General features: G+C 63.6%; 16 protein-coding genes and 1 tRNA gene. 11 read left to right on the plus strand and 6 right to left on the minus strand.

From position 1 onward, the window contains the following. Nucleotides 1-120 precede the first annotated feature (120 nt). Together BR00_RS04255 and BR00_RS04260 are read left to right on the plus strand one after the other, a co-directional pair. Complete coding sequence (locus BR00_RS04255) at nucleotides 121-792, plus strand: amino acid ABC transporter permease (protein WP_496476378.1); 672 nt, start codon at nucleotides 121-123, stop codon at nucleotides 790-792. A gap of 6 nt (nucleotides 793-798) precedes the next feature. Beyond that, nucleotides 799-1,527 carry an amino acid ABC transporter ATP-binding protein gene (locus BR00_RS04260; RefSeq protein WP_496476379.1) on the plus strand — a complete coding sequence of 243 codons (729 nt, stop codon included), beginning with the start codon at nucleotides 799-801 and terminating at the stop codon, nucleotides 1,525-1,527. An 82-nt stretch (nucleotides 1,528-1,609) separates the two neighbouring features. Here the strand turns inward: BR00_RS04260 and BR00_RS04265 are convergent, their stop codons facing one another. The 3 genes from BR00_RS04265 to BR00_RS04275 all read right to left on the minus strand — a co-directional run bounded on the left by BR00_RS04265 (nucleotide 1,610) and on the right by BR00_RS04275 (nucleotide 2,813). Continuing rightward, a complete protein-coding gene (locus BR00_RS04265; RefSeq protein ID WP_496476380.1) occupies nucleotides 1,610-2,050 on the minus strand; it encodes a pyrimidine dimer DNA glycosylase/endonuclease V in 441 nt (146 codons plus the stop codon). 11 nt (nucleotides 2,051-2,061) lie between these two features. Beyond that, nucleotides 2,062-2,361 (minus strand): hypothetical protein, encoded by a 300-nt coding sequence (locus BR00_RS04270; RefSeq protein ID WP_496476381.1) that lies wholly within the window; start codon nucleotides 2,359-2,361, stop codon nucleotides 2,062-2,064. Between the two features lie 376 nt (nucleotides 2,362-2,737). Further along, a tRNA-Asn gene (locus BR00_RS04275) sits at nucleotides 2,738-2,813 on the minus strand. Between the two features lie 168 nt (nucleotides 2,814-2,981). On the opposite strand from BR00_RS04275, the gene BR00_RS04280 reads away from it, so the two are divergent. From BR00_RS04280 to BR00_RS04315, 8 genes are all read left to right on the plus strand, one after another. Further along, nucleotides 2,982-5,312 (plus strand): ATP-binding protein, encoded by a 2,331-nt coding sequence (locus tag BR00_RS04280; protein ID WP_496476382.1) that lies wholly within the window; start codon nucleotides 2,982-2,984, stop codon nucleotides 5,310-5,312. An 8-nt stretch (nucleotides 5,313-5,320) separates the two neighbouring features. Then, entirely contained in the window at nucleotides 5,321-5,677 is a 357-nt protein-coding gene (locus tag BR00_RS04285) for a sirohydrochlorin chelatase (protein ID WP_496476383.1), read from the plus strand. Between the two features lie 169 nt (nucleotides 5,678-5,846). After that, nucleotides 5,847-8,144 carry a hypothetical protein gene (locus tag BR00_RS04290; RefSeq protein ID WP_496476384.1) on the plus strand — a complete coding sequence of 766 codons (2,298 nt, stop codon included), beginning with the start codon at nucleotides 5,847-5,849 and terminating at the stop codon, nucleotides 8,142-8,144. After that, on the plus strand, nucleotides 8,134-9,231 hold the full coding sequence (locus BR00_RS04295) for a phosphatidylserine decarboxylase (RefSeq protein WP_496476385.1): 1,098 nt from the start codon (nucleotides 8,134-8,136) through the stop codon (nucleotides 9,229-9,231). Before BR00_RS04290 ends, BR00_RS04295 begins: the two co-directional genes overlap by 11 nt. Beyond that, nucleotides 9,228-10,262: a hypothetical protein gene (locus BR00_RS04300; protein ID WP_496476386.1), complete on the plus strand. Its 1,035-nt coding sequence runs from the start codon at nucleotides 9,228-9,230 to the stop codon at nucleotides 10,260-10,262. Before BR00_RS04295 ends, BR00_RS04300 begins: the two co-directional genes overlap by 4 nt. Before the next feature lie 93 nt (nucleotides 10,263-10,355). Next, nucleotides 10,356-10,835 carry an acetolactate synthase small subunit gene (gene ilvN / locus BR00_RS04305; protein WP_496476387.1) on the plus strand — a complete coding sequence of 160 codons (480 nt, stop codon included), beginning with the start codon at nucleotides 10,356-10,358 and terminating at the stop codon, nucleotides 10,833-10,835. Continuing rightward, complete coding sequence (locus tag BR00_RS04310) at nucleotides 10,835-11,746, plus strand: phosphate acyltransferase (protein WP_496476388.1); 912 nt, start codon at nucleotides 10,835-10,837, stop codon at nucleotides 11,744-11,746. The genes ilvN and BR00_RS04310 overlap by 1 nt, the downstream gene beginning before the upstream one ends. Before the next feature lie 208 nt (nucleotides 11,747-11,954). After that, entirely contained in the window at nucleotides 11,955-12,392 is a 438-nt protein-coding gene (locus tag BR00_RS04315) for an Hsp20/alpha crystallin family protein (RefSeq protein WP_496476389.1), read from the plus strand. 53 nt (nucleotides 12,393-12,445) lie between these two features. Here the strand turns inward: BR00_RS04315 and BR00_RS04320 are convergent, their stop codons facing one another. Genes BR00_RS04320 through BR00_RS04330 form a run of 3 tightly spaced genes read right to left on the minus strand, consistent with a single transcriptional unit; the run spans nucleotide 12,446 to nucleotide 16,199 of the window. Further along, nucleotides 12,446-13,852 carry a sigma-54-dependent transcriptional regulator gene (locus BR00_RS04320; RefSeq protein ID WP_496476390.1) on the minus strand — a complete coding sequence of 469 codons (1,407 nt, stop codon included), beginning with the start codon at nucleotides 13,850-13,852 and terminating at the stop codon, nucleotides 12,446-12,448. After that, the gene (locus BR00_RS04325; RefSeq protein ID WP_496476391.1) at nucleotides 13,849-15,057 is read right to left on the minus strand and encodes a two-component system sensor histidine kinase NtrB; all 1,209 of its coding nucleotides are present in this window, start codon (nucleotides 15,055-15,057) and stop codon (nucleotides 13,849-13,851) included. Before BR00_RS04325 ends, BR00_RS04320 begins: the two co-directional genes overlap by 4 nt. Continuing rightward, nucleotides 15,057-16,199 carry an iron-containing alcohol dehydrogenase gene (locus BR00_RS04330; RefSeq protein WP_496476392.1) on the minus strand — a complete coding sequence of 381 codons (1,143 nt, stop codon included), beginning with the start codon at nucleotides 16,197-16,199 and terminating at the stop codon, nucleotides 15,057-15,059. Before BR00_RS04330 ends, BR00_RS04325 begins: the two co-directional genes overlap by 1 nt. 440 nt (nucleotides 16,200-16,639) lie before the next feature. Here BR00_RS04330 and BR00_RS04335 point away from each other — a divergent pair, with 440 nt between their 5' ends. After that, entirely contained in the window at nucleotides 16,640-17,821 is a 1,182-nt protein-coding gene (locus BR00_RS04335; protein WP_496476393.1) for an iron-containing alcohol dehydrogenase, read from the plus strand. The last annotated feature ends 150 nt before the right edge of the window (nucleotides 17,822-17,971 follow it).

The raw sequence follows: 17,971 nt of genomic DNA on the forward strand, positions 1-17,971 counted from the left end.
CTCTCTCTGATCTCTTGATCGCTCCTGGTTGCAGGCATGGGGCCTGCAGCCAGGGTCCCTCAACCTCGGCCGCCAAGCCCAGGGCACGGGTGTGGCGCTGCCTGCAAAGGATACGATTCCATGGCTTTTCAATTTGAACCCAGCGTGGTGCTGGAAACCTTTCCCATGCTCCTGCGGGGGCTCAAATATACAGTCGCCATCACCATTGGCGGCCTTGCGGTGGGCTTTGTCCTGGGGGCTATCGCCGGACTCATGAAGATTTCCCGCAACGGGTTCTTTCGTAATCTTGCCGGAATATACATTGAAACCATTCGCGGCACTCCGATGCTCGTTCAGGCGATGTTTCTCTATTATGGCGTGCCTATGGCCTCGGGGGTCCGTATCCCGCCGCTCGTGGCAGGGATCATCGTTATCGCTGTCAATTCCGGAGCCTATATTGCGGAAATCGTCCGTGGCGCCATCCAGTCCATCAACCCTGGACAGATGGAGGCCGGGCGCTCCATTGGGCTCACGCGTACCCAGACCATGCGCTATATCATTTGGCCTCAGGCATTTCGGCGGATGATTCCCCCTTTGGGGAACCAGTTCATCATCAGCCTCAAAGATACGTCGCTGCTCATGGTCATTGGCGTGGGAGAACTTTTGCGCACTGGTCAAGAGATCGTGGCGGTCAATTTCCGCGCCTTTGAAGTCTATCTGGCGGTGGGCGTCGTGTATTTGGTGATGACCCTGGGCATCGCCCGGGCTTTGCGGGCCTTGGAGCGGCATTTGCGTGTGGTGCCGGGAAAGTAGGTGGATATGATACGTATTGAAAATCTGCACAAATCGTTTGGCGATCTGGAAGTCATCAAGGGGATCGATCTCCACGTGCGGCCTGGGGAAGTGGTGTGCATCATCGGCCCGTCCGGATCGGGAAAGTCCACGGTGCTTCGGTGTATCAACCGTCTGGAGCAGCCGACTTCGGGCCGGATCATTGTGGACGGCCACGACGTCACGGACCCCAAGACCAATATGAACCTGGTGCGCGCGGAAGCCACCATGGTCTTCCAGCAATTCAATCTTTTTCCCCATATGACGGTGCTGCACAACGTGACTTTGGGGCCGGTGAAGGTGCGCGGCATGGATTCGGCCCAGGCGGAGAAGCTTGGGCTGGAGCTTTTGGCCAAGGTGGGGCTGGCGGAAAAGGCGCACAACTACCCGGAGCAGCTTTCCGGCGGGCAGAAGCAGCGGGTGGCCATCGCCCGGGCCTTGGCCTTGCAGCCCAAGGTGATTCTCTTTGACGAACCCACGTCGGCCTTGGATCCCGAGCTGGTGGGGGAAGTGCTCGAGGTCATGAAGCAGCTTGCCCGGGAAGGCATGACCATGGTGGTGGTGACCCATGAGATGGGGTTTGCCAAGGAAGTCGCCGACCGGGTGATCTTTATCGACGGCGGCCGCATTCAGGAGGAAGGGGCGCCGGAAACCTTTTTCGCCAATCCGCAAAATCCGCGGCTGCGTGACTTTCTCGGCAAGGTCATTGCTCATTAGACTCCCTTCATGATGGCTTGGCGCGGGATTCGCCGTGCGTGCGATGCCTCCTGCGCCTGGACGCAGGGCAAGGGGGCTGCCGCTATGTTTCGGTCGGCACCACTTCCCACGGGGCAATGGGCCCGTCCACGAGGAAGAAAAGCGGGTGCGGCTCTGGGTGCTTCACGCTAGCGCAGAGGCGCGCCTTTTCTGGGGCGCGGGCGTGCAGCTTGCGCAGCAAGTGCGCCCATTCATAGTGGAGTTGGCCTAAGGTGACCGGGATGGGTGAGGCCGCGGCTTTGGGATCGATCTTGCGGGCATCGAATCGGTAGCCGCGGGCCTGGGCCTCGATGAGCACCGCAGCGAGGTAGTGGTTGATGGCCAGAAGCGGCGTGGGGTGCTCTCGGAAACGCAGAAGCTGCGGGTGGGCCCGGTAGCCTTGGGTCTTTCCGGAGAGCACGGCCTTGGCCAAGAGCCCTTCGCGCCACAAGGCCACCAGACCTTTGGCGTCGAGATATTGGGGATGCACGGACCACAGTCGCATGGAGTCCTCCCTCAATCATCCGGCCCGCGGTGGGCGGTGGCATCCTCGTCCACCCAGTCCTCCTCGGTATACCACAAGCCTCTGCGCCCAGGGGCTTTGCGTGCGGGGCCAGACCGGTAAACGGGGCAGCTTTTGGGGCCGTAGCAAAAGGTCTCGAACCGGTACTGCTTTTTGGACGGATTCCACTGATCGATGATCATCTCCACCGGCATGCGGCAACCCCAGATGCAGGTGGCGCACTGGGTATCGTAGGTCCGGGCATCCAGGCGGCGATGTCCCCGCGCTCGGGAGGTTTCGAGCTCAGGCGGCACGCCATGAAAAGGCGGCCCGGCGGGTGTCCAAGAAAACCCTATCCCAGAGGAATCCTCTCCTCGTGCATTGTTATGCCTTTTGGCGTAATGTTATAGTGAGCGGCAGTTGGTGTCACTAGACTCTGCTCGCCCCTTGAGCCGCGCTTGAGGCATGGGCGAATCTACCCTTGTGTGGGAGTGTCTTTGGTTGGGAGGCGGTGCGTGCAGTGAAATCCGTCGCCTGGTGTGCCTGGGTGGCCACGTGGACCCCATAGCGCCGAGGCAACAAAGGCAGTGGGCAGGGGGCGGGGTGGCGCGTGCAGATATACAAAGACCCCGGAGAGATCACTCTGCGGGGTCTTGCGTTATGAACCGCTGTACGCAGCGGATTGTCATCTGGCTCCCTGGGACGGACTTGAACCGCCAACCTAGTGGTTAACAGCCACCCGCTCTGCCGATTGAGCTACCAGGGAGTGCTCGTGGCGAGAGCCCCTCTATGGGCATGGGGAGTCAGATGTCAAGCAAAAACTTGCGCCAACAATCGGCTGCAAAGTCGAAGCCGCGTGGAGGGGAAGACGAGCCTTGCGTTGGCAGGAGCGCTTGGTCTAGGGCAGGGGTATCTGTTTCGGGAGGTTCTTCCATTGGATGCCGCTTCGTACCAGCTCTTGCGCTTAGCTCTCGATAGCCTGCCGTATGTGATCGGGGTCATGGACAGTGACCACCGTATTCTCGTCTACAACGCCGCGGGCATGCGCCTTGTTGAAGAGTCGGAGCCGTCTCGGGTTTTGGGGCGGCGCTGTTTTGAACTCATCGGCAAAAGCACCCCGTGTGCCGATTGTCCGGTGGAGGCGGCGCTGACCACCGGGCAATCCGTATGTCTGACGCGCTTCGAGCCGGCCTTGGGGCGGTATTTCCATTGCGAGGCGATCCCCGTCACCGATGCCGAGGGCCGTACCCTGGTGGTGGAAGTGTTGCGGGAGCTGTCGGGAAGCGGCGGAGAACACGTGGCGGGCCAGCAGCAGCCAGGGGACTTCCTCACGAGTCCGCTTCGGGAGCGGCTTGCTCTGGCGGAGGATCGTTTCCGCACCCTGGTGGAATTCATGCCTCTTTCGGTGATGCAATTCGATGCCCAGGGGGTGGTGCACTTCGTCAACCGCTGGCATCTGGCCCATTTTGCCGGGGGACTGCCGGCGTCCCACTTTTTGGGCCGGCGCATCGATGCCTTGGAGGCCATCCGCTCTGCCGGCGTGGGCACCCAATTGCTTCGGGTGCTTTCGGGAGATCCTGTAGAGCTGTTGGAAGTGCGGGTGCCGCGCTTTGCCGACGGCCGCTCCGGCTACCAGAGCATGTGGGCCGTGCCGTATGTGCGTGACGGCCGTATCGAAGGGGGCATTCTCCTGCGTCAGGATGTCACGGCGCAGGTGCGCATGCAGCAGGAACTCCGGCAGAGTGAGGAGCGTCTCGCCCTGGCTTTGGACGCTGTGGAAGACGGTCTGTGGGATTGGAACCTGGTGACCAACGAGGCCTATTTCAGCCCCCGGTACTACACCATGCTCGGCTACCAGCCAGGGGAGTTTCCCGCGAACTATGCGTCCTGGAAGCGGCTCGTACACCCAGACGACCTGGAGCCCACGCAGCGCCGCATCGAGGCCGCCATTGCCGCGGGCCTGGGATTTCGGGTGGAATTTCGCTGCCGCACCAAGGACGGGCAGTGGAAATGGATCGAGGGCCGCGGTCGGGTGGTGGAGTTCGATGACGGCAGACCCGTGCGCGCCATCGGCGTACACACGGACATGACCGAGCGCATGCAGGCGCGCCAAGCCCTGCTGGATGCCCGTGAAGCCGCCGAGGCCGCCAGCCGCGCCAAAAGCGAGTTTCTCGCCAACATGAGCCACGAGATCCGCACGCCCCTCAACGGCATGATGGGCATGCTGCAGCTCTTGCTCATGACCGATCTCTCCGACGAACAGGCCGAGTTCGTGCGTACCGGCATGGAGTCCTGTCAGCGGCTCACCCGGCTCCTTTCGGACATCCTGGACCTTTCCCGCCTGGAGTTCGGCGGCTTTACCCTGCGCACTGCGCCGTTTGACCTGCACCAGGCCGTGGACGATGTCTGCCGCCTCTTTGCCTTTAGCGCCCGCATGAAAGGCATCACCCTGCACTGGCATGTGGATCCGGCCGTGCCCCGGCAGGTGGAGGGTGACGGCGCGCGGCTGCAGCAGATCCTCTCCAACCTGGTGGGCAATGCGGTGAAGTTCACCCAGCATGGTGCGGTGCAGGTGGAGGTCCGCCGCCTGCCGGTGCCGCTGGGTGAGGCCGAGCGCGTCTATTTTTCCGTGCAGGATACCGGGGTGGGGATTGCCCCCGAGGTGCTGCCGCGGCTCTTTACCCCCTTTTTCCAGGCCGACGGCTCCATGACCCGGCCCTTTCAGGGAGCGGGCCTTGGGCTTGCCATCGTCAAGGAGCTCGTTCGCCGCATGCAGGGGGTGCTGAGTGTGGAGAGCGAGCCGGGTGAGGGCACGACCGTGCACTTCGTGCTCCCCTTGCGGCCGGCGCGTCGGGCGGTGGAGGCAGCGGCGGATCCGGCCCTGCCGTATGGGGCCTCGGGCCGCGTGCTGGTGGTGGAAGACGACCCCATCAACCGCATGGCCGCCACCCATCTCCTCTCCCGCCTGGGGTATGAGGTGCTCACCGCGGCCACCGGCGCTGACGGCGTGGCGGTGGAGGCTGCCGAAGCGGTGGACGCGGTGCTTTTGGACATTCAATTGCCGGATATGGACGGCGTGGAAGTGGCCCGCCGCATCCGCGCCCGGCATGCCGGCGGCGGCCCGCCTTTGGTGGCCCTCACGGCCTTCGCCATGCCGGGGGATCCCGAGCGTTTTTTAGCAGCGGGCATGAATGCCTATTTGGCCAAACCGGTGGATTTTCCGACCTTGGCGGCGACCTTGGCGCGGGTCCTCAAGCACGAGTAGGAGGGGATATGCACGGATGGATTGTGCTGGCCCATGGCAGTCGGGAGCCTCGGGCGCGGGAGTCTTTCGAGCGGCTTGTGGCCCGCTTGGGGACCATGGTGCCGGACTGTACCGTGGTGCCGGCCTACTTTTCCCTCGGCGAGCCGGACCTGCCGACCCAGGTGGGAGCCCTGGCCGCGGCCGGGGTGCGGCATATCCGCATCCTGCCGCTTTTTCTCTTGGACGGTGTGCATCTGCGCCGTGATATCCCTGCCTTGGTGGCGGAGCTCGCCCAGCGCTGGCCTGCGGTGGAGGTGCGCCTGGAGCCGGGCCTGCACGACGATCCGGGCCTCTTGGCGCTCCTTGCCCAGCGCCTGCGTGGGTAGGGATCGTCTCCCTTTCTGGATATTCTTTCGCAGTTTTTTTCGCTGATGCCCGTGGGCCTCGCCTCCTTGGCCCGATGCCTGCCGCCTGTCACTGCCTTGTGACTCGTGCGGCATCATGCTGCCGTTTTTTTCTGACATCACCCTTCCACGACAACCGTAGGGAGGGCGCATGGTATCGACAGCGAGCAAAGACATGGTGGCGCGGCTGCAGGCGGCGCTGGGCTATGGCGGCATCGGGGATTTGCCTTTTCTTGCGGCAGACGCCACCGCCGGGTCGGAGACGGAGCTCCAAACCGCGGTCATCGGGCCGCGGGAGCGGATGGATCTGCCGCGCACGGTGATGGCCTCGCGCTACGTGCAGGGGCTCAAGCGCCGGGCGGCCACGGGGGAGTATCCGGCCCGGGTGCTGGAACGCCTCGAGGCGGTGCTGGAGCCAGGCCCGGGAGAGGTGTGGGAGAACAGCTGGGTGCGGGTGCCCATGGCGCGGCTTTCGGCCGTTGCCCGCAAGGTGCTGGATGCGGACCTGGCGGCGGACAAGTCGGCACTCCATGGCCCGCGGCGCAGCGACAGCGCCGACTTTTTCGTGGAGGAGGCCGGAGAGACCTGGCTGCGCATCCCGGTGAGCTATCTCTTGAAGCTTTCCCTCGCCCAGGCCATGGACGGCCCCTTGCGCGGCGAGGCCCATGTGGCTCGCAGGCTTTTTCCTCTCTTTTCCAATGACAATACTTCGCCGGAGACGGTGTCCTTCGCGCCCCTGCCCTGTCATGAAGGCGGCCTGGCCGTGGCGCGGGAGACCTGTATGCGCCAGCTCTTGTGCGAAGTCCTGGTGGAGTGTGCCAACCATGCCTTGGGGCTGGAGGCCAGCGGCCAGCGGGTGGTGGTCTATGCTTCGCCCCTGCCGCCGTGGCGGCAAAAGGCCCTCAACGCGTTGGTGCCCGATGCCTTCTACCGCGAGCTCTTCGTCAATCCGTGCCTGAGCGGCTGGGAGCGGGGCGAGGAGAAGAAGGCCTACATGCACCTGTGCCACGAGACCCTTTCTCGCAGCCAGCTCAATGCCCTGGGCAAGCTGCGGGAGGCCGGACTCTTGAACCGCAACCTGGTGGTGCTGCCCAATACCTCGAGCACGTGTCTGGCCAATAACGGCATCCATGTTTCCTTGGGCAGCCGTCGTTTGAGCGCCCTTCTTGCCAGTGGCGGTCTTGGCCCGGCGGAGGAAAAGTGGGCCGCGGACCTGGTGGTCAAGATAGTGGAGCATTTTCTGCCACTTTTCGTGGGGGTGTACAGCGCCGCCCCGTACCGATTGGGGTTTGCGGATTTTCACCCTGAGACCGCCTTGGGATTTTTGCCCCACGAGTTGGATTTCACCCATCTGCGCATGCTGTGGCGCCGCTGGAAGAAGAAGGCCAGGCTCAAGATCTTGGGGCGTCCCATCACGCCGTTTGGACCTCCGGCTTTGGATCGAACTCTGGCGCGGATCTTTGGCCTGCGCGGCGACCATGTGCCCGACTTCCGCCTGGTGGACTACATGACGTGTCTCATGAGCACCCACGAGGCCGCCTGTTTGGACGGAAGCCTGGGGAGCGACGAGCGCCTCAAGGCCGAATTGGCGGCGCACGGGGTCTTTCACGCCGCCATGTCCACCTATCTCCTCTACAAGCCGCGCCTCTTTTCCCGCATGGGGTTTAGCGGTTTCGAAGGCCGTTTTTACAGCCTGTTTCCTTCCTACGGCGAGGACATGGCCCGGGCGGTGGACATGCAGCTTGTGCTCACCGCCGTGGCGTGGTGGATGGTGCTCTCCCGGCGGGTGGACCACGGCGCCATCCCGGATGCGCCCACCTGGGAGAGCGAGCGGCGCCAGGCGTTTTTCGCCATGGCCTTGGAGGTGCCCACGGTGTTCGTGCGTCACGACAGCCCCAACCGGTTGCTGACCGATTTGGTGGGCCGCGCGGCGCGCCTGCGTCCCAGTCGGCGCTACCCGGGATATACGCGCGTCCGTTTGCCCGAGCTGCGTGCGGCGCTGGTGGATTTCCTCGAAGAAACCGAGGCCGCCTGTGTGGTGGAGGCCATGGGTGCACAACCGGTGTTGGCGGATTTGCGCCGGCGCTTGGAACATCCCGAGGCGCGGGCCGCCTCGCGCTTGACGGATCGGGTGCTGGCGCGGCTGGGGGCGCGCTCGCCCTTGGAGGTGGACGCCGAGACCTTCAACCGCGCGGCGGAGGCGTGCTACCGGGAAGAGCTCCGCGTGGAGCATTTAGTGGAAGCGCTGGATTTCCTCGAGGCCACCTGTCGGCGTATGGGGCTTGGGCTGCCCGACGGTCGGGCCGTGGACTGGGTGGCGCAAAAGGCGCGGGAGGCCTTACGCCAGCACGGCCGTATCCCGCAGGATATCTGTCGCCAGCTCCTGCCCGTGCTGGTGGCGGTGACGGTGTGGAATCCTGCTGCCAAGGAGTGCCGCCATGCTGCGTGAACCGGAGATGCTGCCGGCTGCAGGGGCGTCGCGCATGGAGTCGTCGTCTTTGCGCTCGCAGCCTCATGAGTTCGTCTGGAGGGATACAGGCCGGGTGCAGGCCGAAGAACTCTTTTGCGACCGGGTCATTACCTATCTCTACGACCGGGTGCGGGAGCATGCCCCAAGCGTGGTGCGCGCCTTGGCTTCGGGCCGCATGACCCGGCTTTTGGGGTTCTTCAACTACGACCTGCCCTTGGGGGCGCGGCTTTCGGGGGCCCGGCGCTTGGTGGAGCGCCTCGGCATCGATCTTGAGGAATGCGTGGAGCCGCCGGAGTTCTATACCACTGCCCGCCGCATCTTCGAACGCCGGATCCGCTACGAAGCGTGCCGGCCCATGGAGCCGGATCCGCAGGCAGTGGTGTCTCCCGCCGATGCCCGGGTGCTGGTGGGCTCTCTCGATGCAGCCTCGCACTTGTGGGTCAAGGACAAGTTTTTTTCGTTGTCGGAGCTTGTGGGCCCTGCCTGGGCGCGGCGTTTTACCGGCGGGCAATTTGCCATTTTCCGGCTGACCCCGGAAAAATACCACTACAACCACGTGCCGGTGGAAGGGGTGGTGGTGGACTTCTACGAGTTGGAAGGGGCGTTTCATTCCTGCAACCCTTCGGCAGTGGTGGCCATGGCCACGCCGTATTCGCAAAACCGCCGCGCCGTGACCATCATCGATACCGACGTGCCCGGCGGCAGCTGCTGCGGCATGGTGGCCATGGTGGAAGTTGCGGCGCTCATGATCGGTCGCATCGAACAGCGTTACGCGCCCCGCGGCTACCAGCCCTACCAGCCCATGGCCCCGGATCTCTGGCTGCGCCGGGGCCAGCCCAAGAGCCTGTTTTTGCCGGGAAGCTCGGTGGACGTGCTGGTGTTCGAGCCGGGACGCGTGACCTTTGCCGAGGAGTTGTTGCGCCATCAATTGCGCGCCGATGTGCGCAGCCGCTTCTCCGCCTGGCTGGGCAGCCCCTGGGTGGAGGTGGATGTGCGCGTGCGCTCCACCATCGCCCGCGCCCACAAGGGCGCACGCCGGCGGTGCATGCTGAAGGAGGGATCATGACTATCTGGGTGCTGCGGGGGGCGGCCGTGACGGTCTTGGCGGCCATGTGGTGGCTTTCGCGGGTGCTGGCTCAGGCCCGCTGGCAGGTGGCGGCGTGCATCCCGGTGCGCCAAGATGCCGATGGATCGTGGCAGGCGGTGAATCTTACGTGGTACGGTATTGTGAGCGCCGTAGCCTATAGCCTGGCGGTGGCGGCGCTGGTTTTCTTGGGGGCTGGTCTCGGGGCGGCGCTGGGTTCCCTGCTGGCCATGGTGGCGGCGGTGCTTGCGGTATGCATGCCGGCCTCCCGCTTGGTGGCGGCCTGGGTGGAGGGCAAAAGCGCCACCCTCACCGTGGGCGGGGCCGTGTTCGTCGCCTTGTGGCTGGTTCCGGTGGTGGCTTGGGGGGTGCGGCAGTACTGGGGCGGCCTTCCCCCGTGGCCCCAGGTGCTGGCGGCCTCCGCCGTGGCCTACGCCCTGGGCGAGGGCGTGGGGCGGCTGGCGTGCTGCAGTTTTGGCTGCTGCTATGGCCGGAGGGTGGAGGAGTTGCCTGCCCCGTGGCGACGGCTCGCTACGCCGCTGGCGGTGCGCTTTTGGGGGGCCACCAAAAAGGCGGCCTACGCCAGCGGCTTGGAAGGCGTGGCCTTGGTCCCGGTGCAGGGTATGGCCACCGTGGTGCATGGGCTGGCCGCCTGGATGGGGGCGGAAGCCTTGGCGGCAGGAGACGTGGATTTGGCCCTGGCATGGGCGGGGATAGTGCCCTTGGCCTGGCGGGTGGTCTCGGAGTTCTTGCGGGCGGATTTTCGCGGCAATGCCCGATTTTCCGCCTATCAGTGGATGGCCGTGGTGGGTATGGTCTGGATCGGGGGGATCCTTGGGCTCGTGCCTGCGACGGAGATCCGTTTCGACGGTTCGGCGGCCCTTGGCGCTCTTTCGCATCCAGGTACGCTGTTGGCGCTCTTGGGTGTGTTCGTCGTGAGCTTGGCCTATACGGGCATCAGCCGGGTGACGGCTGCCTGCGTCCACCTGCGGGTGCGGCCGGAGCGCATCTAGGGGCAACAGATTTCGCTGGCAATTGGACGCGTTCGGCGGGCGCCTTGCCTGCCTCACGGACACCGGATACGGGAACACCCAGAGGAGGTCTTCATGCGCCACACCATCTCTGCCTTGGTCTACAATCAACCCGGAGTCCTGGCCTCCATGGCCGCGGTGTTCCAGCAGCATGGACTGAATATCTTTTCCATTTCCGCAGGAGAGACGGAGCGGGCCGATGTGTCGCGCATCGTCATTTGCGTGGATCACGATGGCGAGCGCGTGGCCGCGGCGACCGCACAGTTGGCCGGGCTGCCCTTCGTGCTGGGGCTGGAAGACCTCGCCTCCCACGAACTCATCGACCGGGAGCTGCTGCTCATCAAGGTGCGGGTCGCTAAAGACACCGTAAGCCAGCTCCTGCAGATCATCGAGGTCTTCCGGGCCAATGTGGTGGATATGGGCAACACGACATTGGTGGCGGAATTGGTGGCTACCCCAGGTAAGGTGGCCGGGTTTCTGCGCGCCCTCATCCCCCATGGCATCGTTTCGGTGAGCCGCACCGGGGTCATCGCCGTCAAACGGGGGGACGATTGATGGCTGCCCTCCGATCGCTTGACGATCTCCCCGCAGCGGTGGCCCGGCGCGGAGTGCCCGTGCGGGTCGTGGTGGCCGCTGCTGCTGACGCCCCTGCCCTGGCCGCCGTGATGGAGGCCCGGCGCTTGGGCGTGGCGGAACCGGTGCTGGTGGGGGATGCCCCGGCGCTGCGGGACGCCTTGGCGCAGTGGCCCGAGCTGGAGGGCGCTGTCGTTCTTCACGAACCCGATGCCGTGCGTGCGGTGGGGCGAAGCTTGGACTTGGTGGTGCGTGGGGAGGCGGACTTCCTCATGAAGGGCGCGGTCAAGACCGACGTGCTCTTGCGGGCGGTTTTGGATCGCAAAGAGGACTTGGGGGTGCGGGGGCTGCTCAGCCACGTGGCGGTGACGGATCATCCTCTGGAGCCGCGCCTTTTGCTGCTCACCGACGCGGCGGTCAATGTGGCCCCGAGCCTGCACCGCAAGATCGACATCATCGCCAATGCCGTGGCCGTGGCCAAGGCCCTGGGGATCAGCGTCCCCAAAGTGGCGGTGCTCTCGGCCACCGAGCGCATCGCCTACCAGGCCATGCCGTCCACCAAAGACGCCGACGTGCTGGCCAAACTCTGCCGCATGGGCGTGTTCGGGGACGCCGTGGTGGGCGGGCCGTTTGCCCTGGACATCGCCGTGTCGCGGCACAAGGCCCGGCATAAAGGTGTCGAAGGGGCCGTGGCCGGGGCGGCGGATATCCTGTGTGCCCCGGATATCGAGGCCGGGAACATCCTCTACAAGGCGCTGAGCACGCTGATGGCCCGTCCCATCGCCGGGGTGGTGGTGGGGGCTGCCAGGCCGCTGGTGGTCCCGTCTCGGGCCGATGACGGCCCGTCCAAACTCTACGCCTTGGCCCTCGCCGCCTATTTGGCGGGGCAGTAGTTCTCGGCCGCGGCGTCTTTCCGAAGAATACTCCGAAATCTTGGGCCCCTCCTGGGGGGCGCGCAGGCGCTCAAGGGCATCTTTTTTTCTTTAGTATGCCCTTGACAGGTTCTTTTTTTGATTTATTCATGCTCTCGAAAAACGTGGAGAGCAGGACAATGCTCCACGGATGCAATACAAATATTGCATATGGAAGGAGGTGTTGTCTATGGCACTCGTCAAATGGGATCCTTGGAGAGAAATGGAAGAACTCTTTGATCGGTACACTCGGGCCATGGGACTTCCTCGTGGAGGACAGGAGGCTCTTACTGCAGGCGATTGGTCGCCTCGTGTGGACATTGTCGAGTTGGAAGAGGAGTTCCTCATCCAGGCGGACATCCCGGGTGTGGACAAGGACAACGTCCATGTGACCGTGGAAAACGGCGTGCTCACCCTGAAGGGCGAACGCAAGCGCGAGGTGGAGGAGAAGGGCAAGAAGTTCCACCGGGTGGAGCGCTTCACGGGGACCTTCACCCGCCAGTTCACCTTGCCGGACAATGTGGACACGGCGGGCATCCGGGCGGTGTTCAAGGACGGCATCCTCACCTTGCATTTGCCCAAGACCGAAAAGGCCAAACCCAAGGCCATCGACATCCACGTGGAATGAGTCTCCCATGAGCGGCGACTCCCACCAAAGACCGGCGACGAGCCGGTCTTTTTTTACGCCGCGCTTTCGCTGTCTTTTTCGGTCTGCTCCAGAAAGGGCGTTGTGGCGGAGGGGGTATCGCTGAGGCCGTAGTCGGCAAGTTTTCGGTACAGGGTTTTGCGGCCGATGCCGAGCATCTGGGCGGCCTTGGACTTGTTGCCGCCTGCGGCGTGCAGCGCCAGGATGATGTGCGCCCGCTCCAGTTCCTCCAGGGTGGCAAAGCCGTTTTCGCGTGGGGTGCGGCAGGTCTTTTGGCAGAAAGGCAGGGCATTGACGCCGATGATGCCTCCTTCGGCAAGGATCATGCCGCGCTCGATGACGTTGCGCAGTTCCCGCACGTTGCCAGGCCAGGGGTTGGTCATGAGTTGCTCCATGGCCGCAGGGGAAATGTGGTACGTTTGGCCGTTTTTGGCCAGGATGTGGAGGAAGTATTCCACCAGGGCCGGGATGTCTTCGCGCCGTTCCCGCAATGGGGGCAGCTCGATGGTGAAGACATTGATGCGGTGGAAAAAGGCGTCGTGGAAGCGGCCGGCTTCCACTTCCCGGGCAAGATTACGGTTGGTGGCGAAGATGAAGCGCACGTCCACGTGGCGTTCTTCCTTGTCGCCCACACGGCGGAAGCGCTGGGTTTCCAGTACCCGCAAGAGCGCCGCCTGGAGATCCAAGGAAAGCTCGCCCACTTCGTCGAAAAAGAGGGTGCCTTTGTGGGCCAGGGGCAGCAGCCCTTCGTGGCTGCGCTCCGCACCGGTGAAGGCCCCTTTGCAGTAGCCAAAGAGTTCGCTGCGGAGCAGTTCCTTGTCGAAGTTGGCGCAATTGGTGACGATGAAGGGCTGATCGGCGCGCAGGCTTTGGGCGTGGATGGCGGCTGCGGCCACGTTTTTGCCGGTGCCGGACTCGCCGGTCAAAAGCACCGGGGTGTCCGTGGGCGCCACGCGTTCGATGAGGTAGCGCACCCGCTGCACCGCGGCGCTGTGGCCGATGAATTTGGGTGTGGGAGCGCCACTACCTGCCCCGTGGCGTAGCAGTTCGTTCTCCCGGGTGAGCCGCACCCGCTGGTAGGCCCGTTCGATGACCTGTTCGATGCGCTCCAAAGAAAACGGCTTGGTGATGTAGTCGTAGGCCCCGGCCTTCATGGCCTCCACGGCGGTGTCCACGTCGGCGTAGCCGGTGATGAGCACGACGGCGGTGTGCGGATGGGCCTCCTGAATATGCTCCATGAGGGCAAGGCCGCTGGCATCGGGCAGGCGGATGTCGAGGATCGCCACATCGATGAGTGTGGAGCGGAGGATTTCTCGTGCCTGAGCCGCTGTGCCGGCGGCATGGATGGTGCGCCCAGGGTTGGCCAGCTCGCGCACGAAGAGTTTTTGGATGTTGGGTTCGTCATCCACCACGAGGATTTCGATGGAATTGAAGATGCTCATAGGTTCTCGCAGGATGTGGGGTGTTCGAGGGGGAGACGCACGCGGAAGGTGGCCCCGCGTCCGGGCTCGCTGCACACGGTGATCTCTCCGCCATGCTGTTGGATGATGCCGTAGCAGATGGAAAGACCAATGCCGATGCTGTGCCCTTGGGTTTTGGTGGAAAAGAAGGGCAAAAAGAGTTTGTCCATGTGTTCCGGGGCAATGCCGTGGCCGGTGTCCTCCACGATCAAAAAGGCGTGTTCCCCCTGGGCATGGGCGCGCACCGTGATGGTGCCTTGGGGGAGCACCGCGTCCATGGCGTTGAGCACGAGGTTCACCAGGACCTGTTTGAGTTCGCTGGGGTCGCCGCAGATGGGCACCGCCGTGGGGGAGAGGTCTTGGACGAGCTGGACTGCTGGCGCTTCTTTGATCTTGTGCGAGAGGATCTTGAGGGTGTCGCGCACCAATTGGACGAGGTCGAGGCGCTGGCCGGCGTAGGCGCGCTGGCGGCTGAAGGAGAGCAGCCCCAGGACGATATCCCGGCAGCGGGCGCATTCCTCGGAGATGATGCCGATATATTCGTTGAAGTCCTGCACCAGAGGATCGGTTTCTCCGAGGCGCTGGCGCAGTTGCGGGAGTCTGCGGCGCAGGGCCTCGGCAAAGCCGCTGATGGAGGCCAGAGGATTGTTGATCTCGTGGGCCACGCCGGCGGCCAGCATGCCGATGGTGGCCATCTTTTCCGCCTGATAGTATTTGGCTTGGTACTCCTTCTCCAGGGTGATGTCGCGCTTGGTGAGGAGCACGGCGCGGGTGTCTCCGTGCTCGTCGCGGATGGGGGCGCTCACCAACTCGAAGTGGACGGTGCGATCCCCACGCCGGTCCAGATAGGTGAGGCGGTCCGGGCGGCCGGTGGCGAGCGTCGTTTGTACTGGGCACCCGACGCACGGCTCGGCACTGCCCCGAAAGACTTCGTGGCAGCGTTTGCCTCCGGGGTTCGGGTCGTCGAAATACCGAAAGAACACCGGATTGACATATTGGATGGAAAGGTCCGGGGTGATGACCGCCAGGACATCCACGATCCCATCCAGGATGCTTTGAATCTCCTGCTTTTTGCGTTCGAGTTCTTCGGTGTAGGCGCGCAGTTGCGCCATTTTGTCCTGCACGTCCCGGAAGAAGCCGAGCTTGGTGTATTCCGGGCCAACGATGTCCATGAGCGATGGGGGCATTACCAGGCCTCCGTGCAGATGGCCAAGAGGTCCGCTGCCGTGGCGGGCCGGGGGTTGGTGAGCAGGCATGCGTCTTGGGCCGCCATGTGACAGATTTGGGCAAAGTCGTCGGCGTGGGGGACGATGTGGGAAAGCCGTGAGGCAGCTCCGAGATTTTCAAAAAAGTCCTCCAACCAGGCGATGCCTGCCGCGGCGGTCTCTTCGTCCGTGGCGAGGCGGCCGCCGAGGATGACCTCGCCGATGTCCGCCATGCGGGCAGTGCAGGCCGGGAGGTTGAAGCGCATGACATGGGGCAGAAGCACGGGATGCACCTCCCCGTGCGGCGTGTCGAAAACTCCGCCCAAGGAGTGGGCGATGGCATGGCAGGCGCCGAGGCTGGCGTTGCTGAAGCTGATGCCTGCGGCGGTGCTGGCCAGGGAGAGCTGTTCCATGTCGTCGGGATCGCGGGAACGCAGCGCCCGGGGCAAATGCCGGGTGATGAGGCGGATGGCGGTCAGCGCCTGGGTTTCTGTGAGGGCGTGGGCCAAGGGTGAGAGGTAGGACTCGACGGCGTGGGCCAGGGCGTCCACCGCGGACGTAATGAGGAGATGGTCGTCCACGGTATCGAGCAAGTCCGGGTCGATGATGGAGACGTTGGGGGTGAGGGAGCGGCTGATGATGGACATCTTCACCCGGCGGGCGGTGTCGGTGATGATGGCAAATTGCGACACGTCCGAGCCACTGCCGGCGGTGGATGGAAGCAGGATGAGGGGCGGCAAGGGCCGGGAGATGCGATTGGCGCCTTCGTAGTCGTGAATGCGGCCGCCGCAGCCCGCGAGTGCGGCGATACCCTTGGCCGTGTCCATGGGGCTGCCGCCGCCCAAGGCCAGGATGACATCGGCCTGGCTTTCCCGGTAGAGGGCGGCCCCGGCTTCGATGTGGGTGTCCCGCGGGTTGGAATAGACTTGGTCGAAGTAGACGGTTTCGAGCCCGGCCTCTTCGAGTACCGTGAGCAGGCGGTCCACCCAGCCGCTGCGCTCGAGCCCCTGGTCGCTCACGAGAAATACCCGTTTGCCGCCCAGTTGCAGGGCGTAGGATCCGGCGTAGCGGATACTGCCATGGCCGAAGATGATTTCCGGGAGGGAAAATTTGCGGATGTCCATGTGTGCCTTCCCCTTGGTTTCAAAGAGGCGGTTTTAGCAAAGAACATGCCCGTGAGGAGTGTGGCTGGGAAAGCGGGGATTGGGGGTGGAGCGCAGGTATGTTTGGGTCATTATGATACAAATAGATGGTGTGGGCAACGGGATGTCGTGGTGTGGCGTGGTGTCTTGGGGTGCCCCCAGAGGGAACAGCGCTGTGGGGCGGGTTTGTGTCGAAATGACTCATATGTGTGCGGTGCATACGGAAAAGTGCGGAGCTATGCGCGGCGAACGAAGAAATACATCTACGATTTCAGTATGTTGTTGCATTTTTTAGAGTCTTGGCCCAAGTCGAGCCAACCTGGCCTGAGGTTTGCTCTGTATGAGGACATCGAGGCATTGGAGTGTGAACTGCTGCCGCAAGGAGTTATCTTGTGGTGGCGCAACCAGAGCGAGGTGTTCTCATGGCTGTTCAGGAAATGGTGTATGGTTTTTTCATCCCCAGCGTGACGCTCATCGGCATCGGTGCATCCAAGTACATCCCTGAGAAGATCAAGGCATTGGGCGGAAAGAAGCCGCTCGTGGTGACGGACAAGGGGATTACGGCCTGCGGGCTGACCAAGCAGATCACGGATCTTCTCGATGCCGCCGGCATGGAATACGCGGTGTATGACGAAACCGTGCCCAATCCTACGGACAACAATGTTCACGCCGGTGTGGAGGTCTTCAAGGGCAAGGGGTGTGACTCCCTCATCTCCCTGGGCGGTGGTTCGTCCCATGATTGCGGCAAGGGCATCGGCCTGGTGGTCTCCAATGGCGGCAAGATCCATGACTATGAAGGTATCGACAAGTCTTCCAAGCCCCTGCCGCCGTACCTCGCGGTGAACACCACTGCGGGCACGGCCTCGGAAATGACCCGGTTTTGCATCATCACCGACACCAGCCGCAAGGTGAAGATGGCCATCGTGGACTGGCGGGTGACTCCGGGCATGGCCATCGACGATCCCATGCTCATGGTGGGCATGCCGCCGGCGCTGACTGCGGCCACCGGCATGGACGCCTTGACGCACGCGGTGGAAGCGTATGTCTCCACCATCGCCACTCCCATGACCGATGCCTGTGCCCAGAAGGCCATCGAACTCATTGCCAAATACCTGCGCAAGGCCGTGGCCAACGGTAAGGATTTGGAGGCCCGCGAAGGCATGTGTTTTGCGCAGTACCTGGCGGGCATGGCCTTCAACAACGCAAGCCTCGGCCACGTCCATGCCATGGCGCATCAGCTGGGCGGGTTTTACGATCTGCCGCACGGCGAGTGCAACGCCATCCTCCTGCCGCATGTTTCCCGCGCCAACATGAACGCCAAATTGGAGCGTTTTGTTGACATCGCCCGCTTTATGGGTGAAGCCGTGGACGGTATGTCTTTGCGCGCTGCGGCGGAAAAGGCCATCGATGCGATCCAGCAGTTGTCCACCGACGTGGGCATCCCGCCCACCATCACCGAGCTGGCCAAACGCTACGGCAAGCAGGTGGACCGCAAGGATATCGCCATCATGACCGCCAACGCCCAGAAGGACGCTTGTGGTCTTACCAACCCCCGTTGCCTCAAGGACGCCGACGTGGCCGCCATTTACGAGGCCGCCTTCTAGGGGAGGACGTATGTGGGACGACGATGCGGACATTGCCTTGATCACAGTCGATGCCGGCGCTACCCTCTACGCCGAGGAGGTGCTTGCCGGGGTTGCGGAGGATATGGCGGGGGATGGCGCATGCTAGGTCCTGCACTACGATGAACGTAT

This window comes from Thermodesulfomicrobium thermophilum DSM 16697 (assembly GCF_059568695.1).

What these genes read in the sequence shown, in the direction of transcription:
- BR00_RS04290 (WP_496476384.1), top strand. Translation starts at nt 5,847, where the DNA reads ATGGTATCGACAGCGAGCAAAGACATGGTGGCGCGGCTGCAGGCGGCG.
- BR00_RS04295 (WP_496476385.1), top strand. Translation starts at nt 8,134, where the DNA reads ATGCTGCGTGAACCGGAGATGCTGCCGGCTGCAGGGGCGTCGCGCATG.
- BR00_RS04310 (WP_496476388.1), top strand. Translation starts at nt 10,835, where the DNA reads ATGGCTGCCCTCCGATCGCTTGACGATCTCCCCGCAGCGGTGGCCCGG.
- BR00_RS04260 (WP_496476379.1), top strand. Translation starts at nt 799, where the DNA reads ATGATACGTATTGAAAATCTGCACAAATCGTTTGGCGATCTGGAAGTC.
- BR00_RS04325 (WP_496476391.1), bottom strand. Translation starts at nt 15,057, where the DNA reads ATGCCCCCATCGCTCATGGACATCGTTGGCCCGGAATACACCAAGCTC.
- BR00_RS04320 (WP_496476390.1), bottom strand. Translation starts at nt 13,852, where the DNA reads ATGAGCATCTTCAATTCCATCGAAATCCTCGTGGTGGATGACGAACCC.
- BR00_RS04255 (WP_496476378.1), top strand. Translation starts at nt 121, where the DNA reads ATGGCTTTTCAATTTGAACCCAGCGTGGTGCTGGAAACCTTTCCCATG.
- BR00_RS04300 (WP_496476386.1), top strand. Translation starts at nt 9,228, where the DNA reads ATGACTATCTGGGTGCTGCGGGGGGCGGCCGTGACGGTCTTGGCGGCC.
- BR00_RS04315 (WP_496476389.1), top strand. Translation starts at nt 11,955, where the DNA reads ATGGCACTCGTCAAATGGGATCCTTGGAGAGAAATGGAAGAACTCTTT.
- BR00_RS04285 (WP_496476383.1), top strand. Translation starts at nt 5,321, where the DNA reads ATGCACGGATGGATTGTGCTGGCCCATGGCAGTCGGGAGCCTCGGGCG.
- BR00_RS04335 (WP_496476393.1), top strand. Translation starts at nt 16,640, where the DNA reads ATGGCTGTTCAGGAAATGGTGTATGGTTTTTTCATCCCCAGCGTGACG.
- BR00_RS04330 (WP_496476392.1), bottom strand. Translation starts at nt 16,199, where the DNA reads ATGGACATCCGCAAATTTTCCCTCCCGGAAATCATCTTCGGCCATGGC.
- ilvN (WP_496476387.1), top strand. Translation starts at nt 10,356, where the DNA reads ATGCGCCACACCATCTCTGCCTTGGTCTACAATCAACCCGGAGTCCTG.
- BR00_RS04265 (WP_496476380.1), bottom strand. Translation starts at nt 2,050, where the DNA reads ATGCGACTGTGGTCCGTGCATCCCCAATATCTCGACGCCAAAGGTCTG.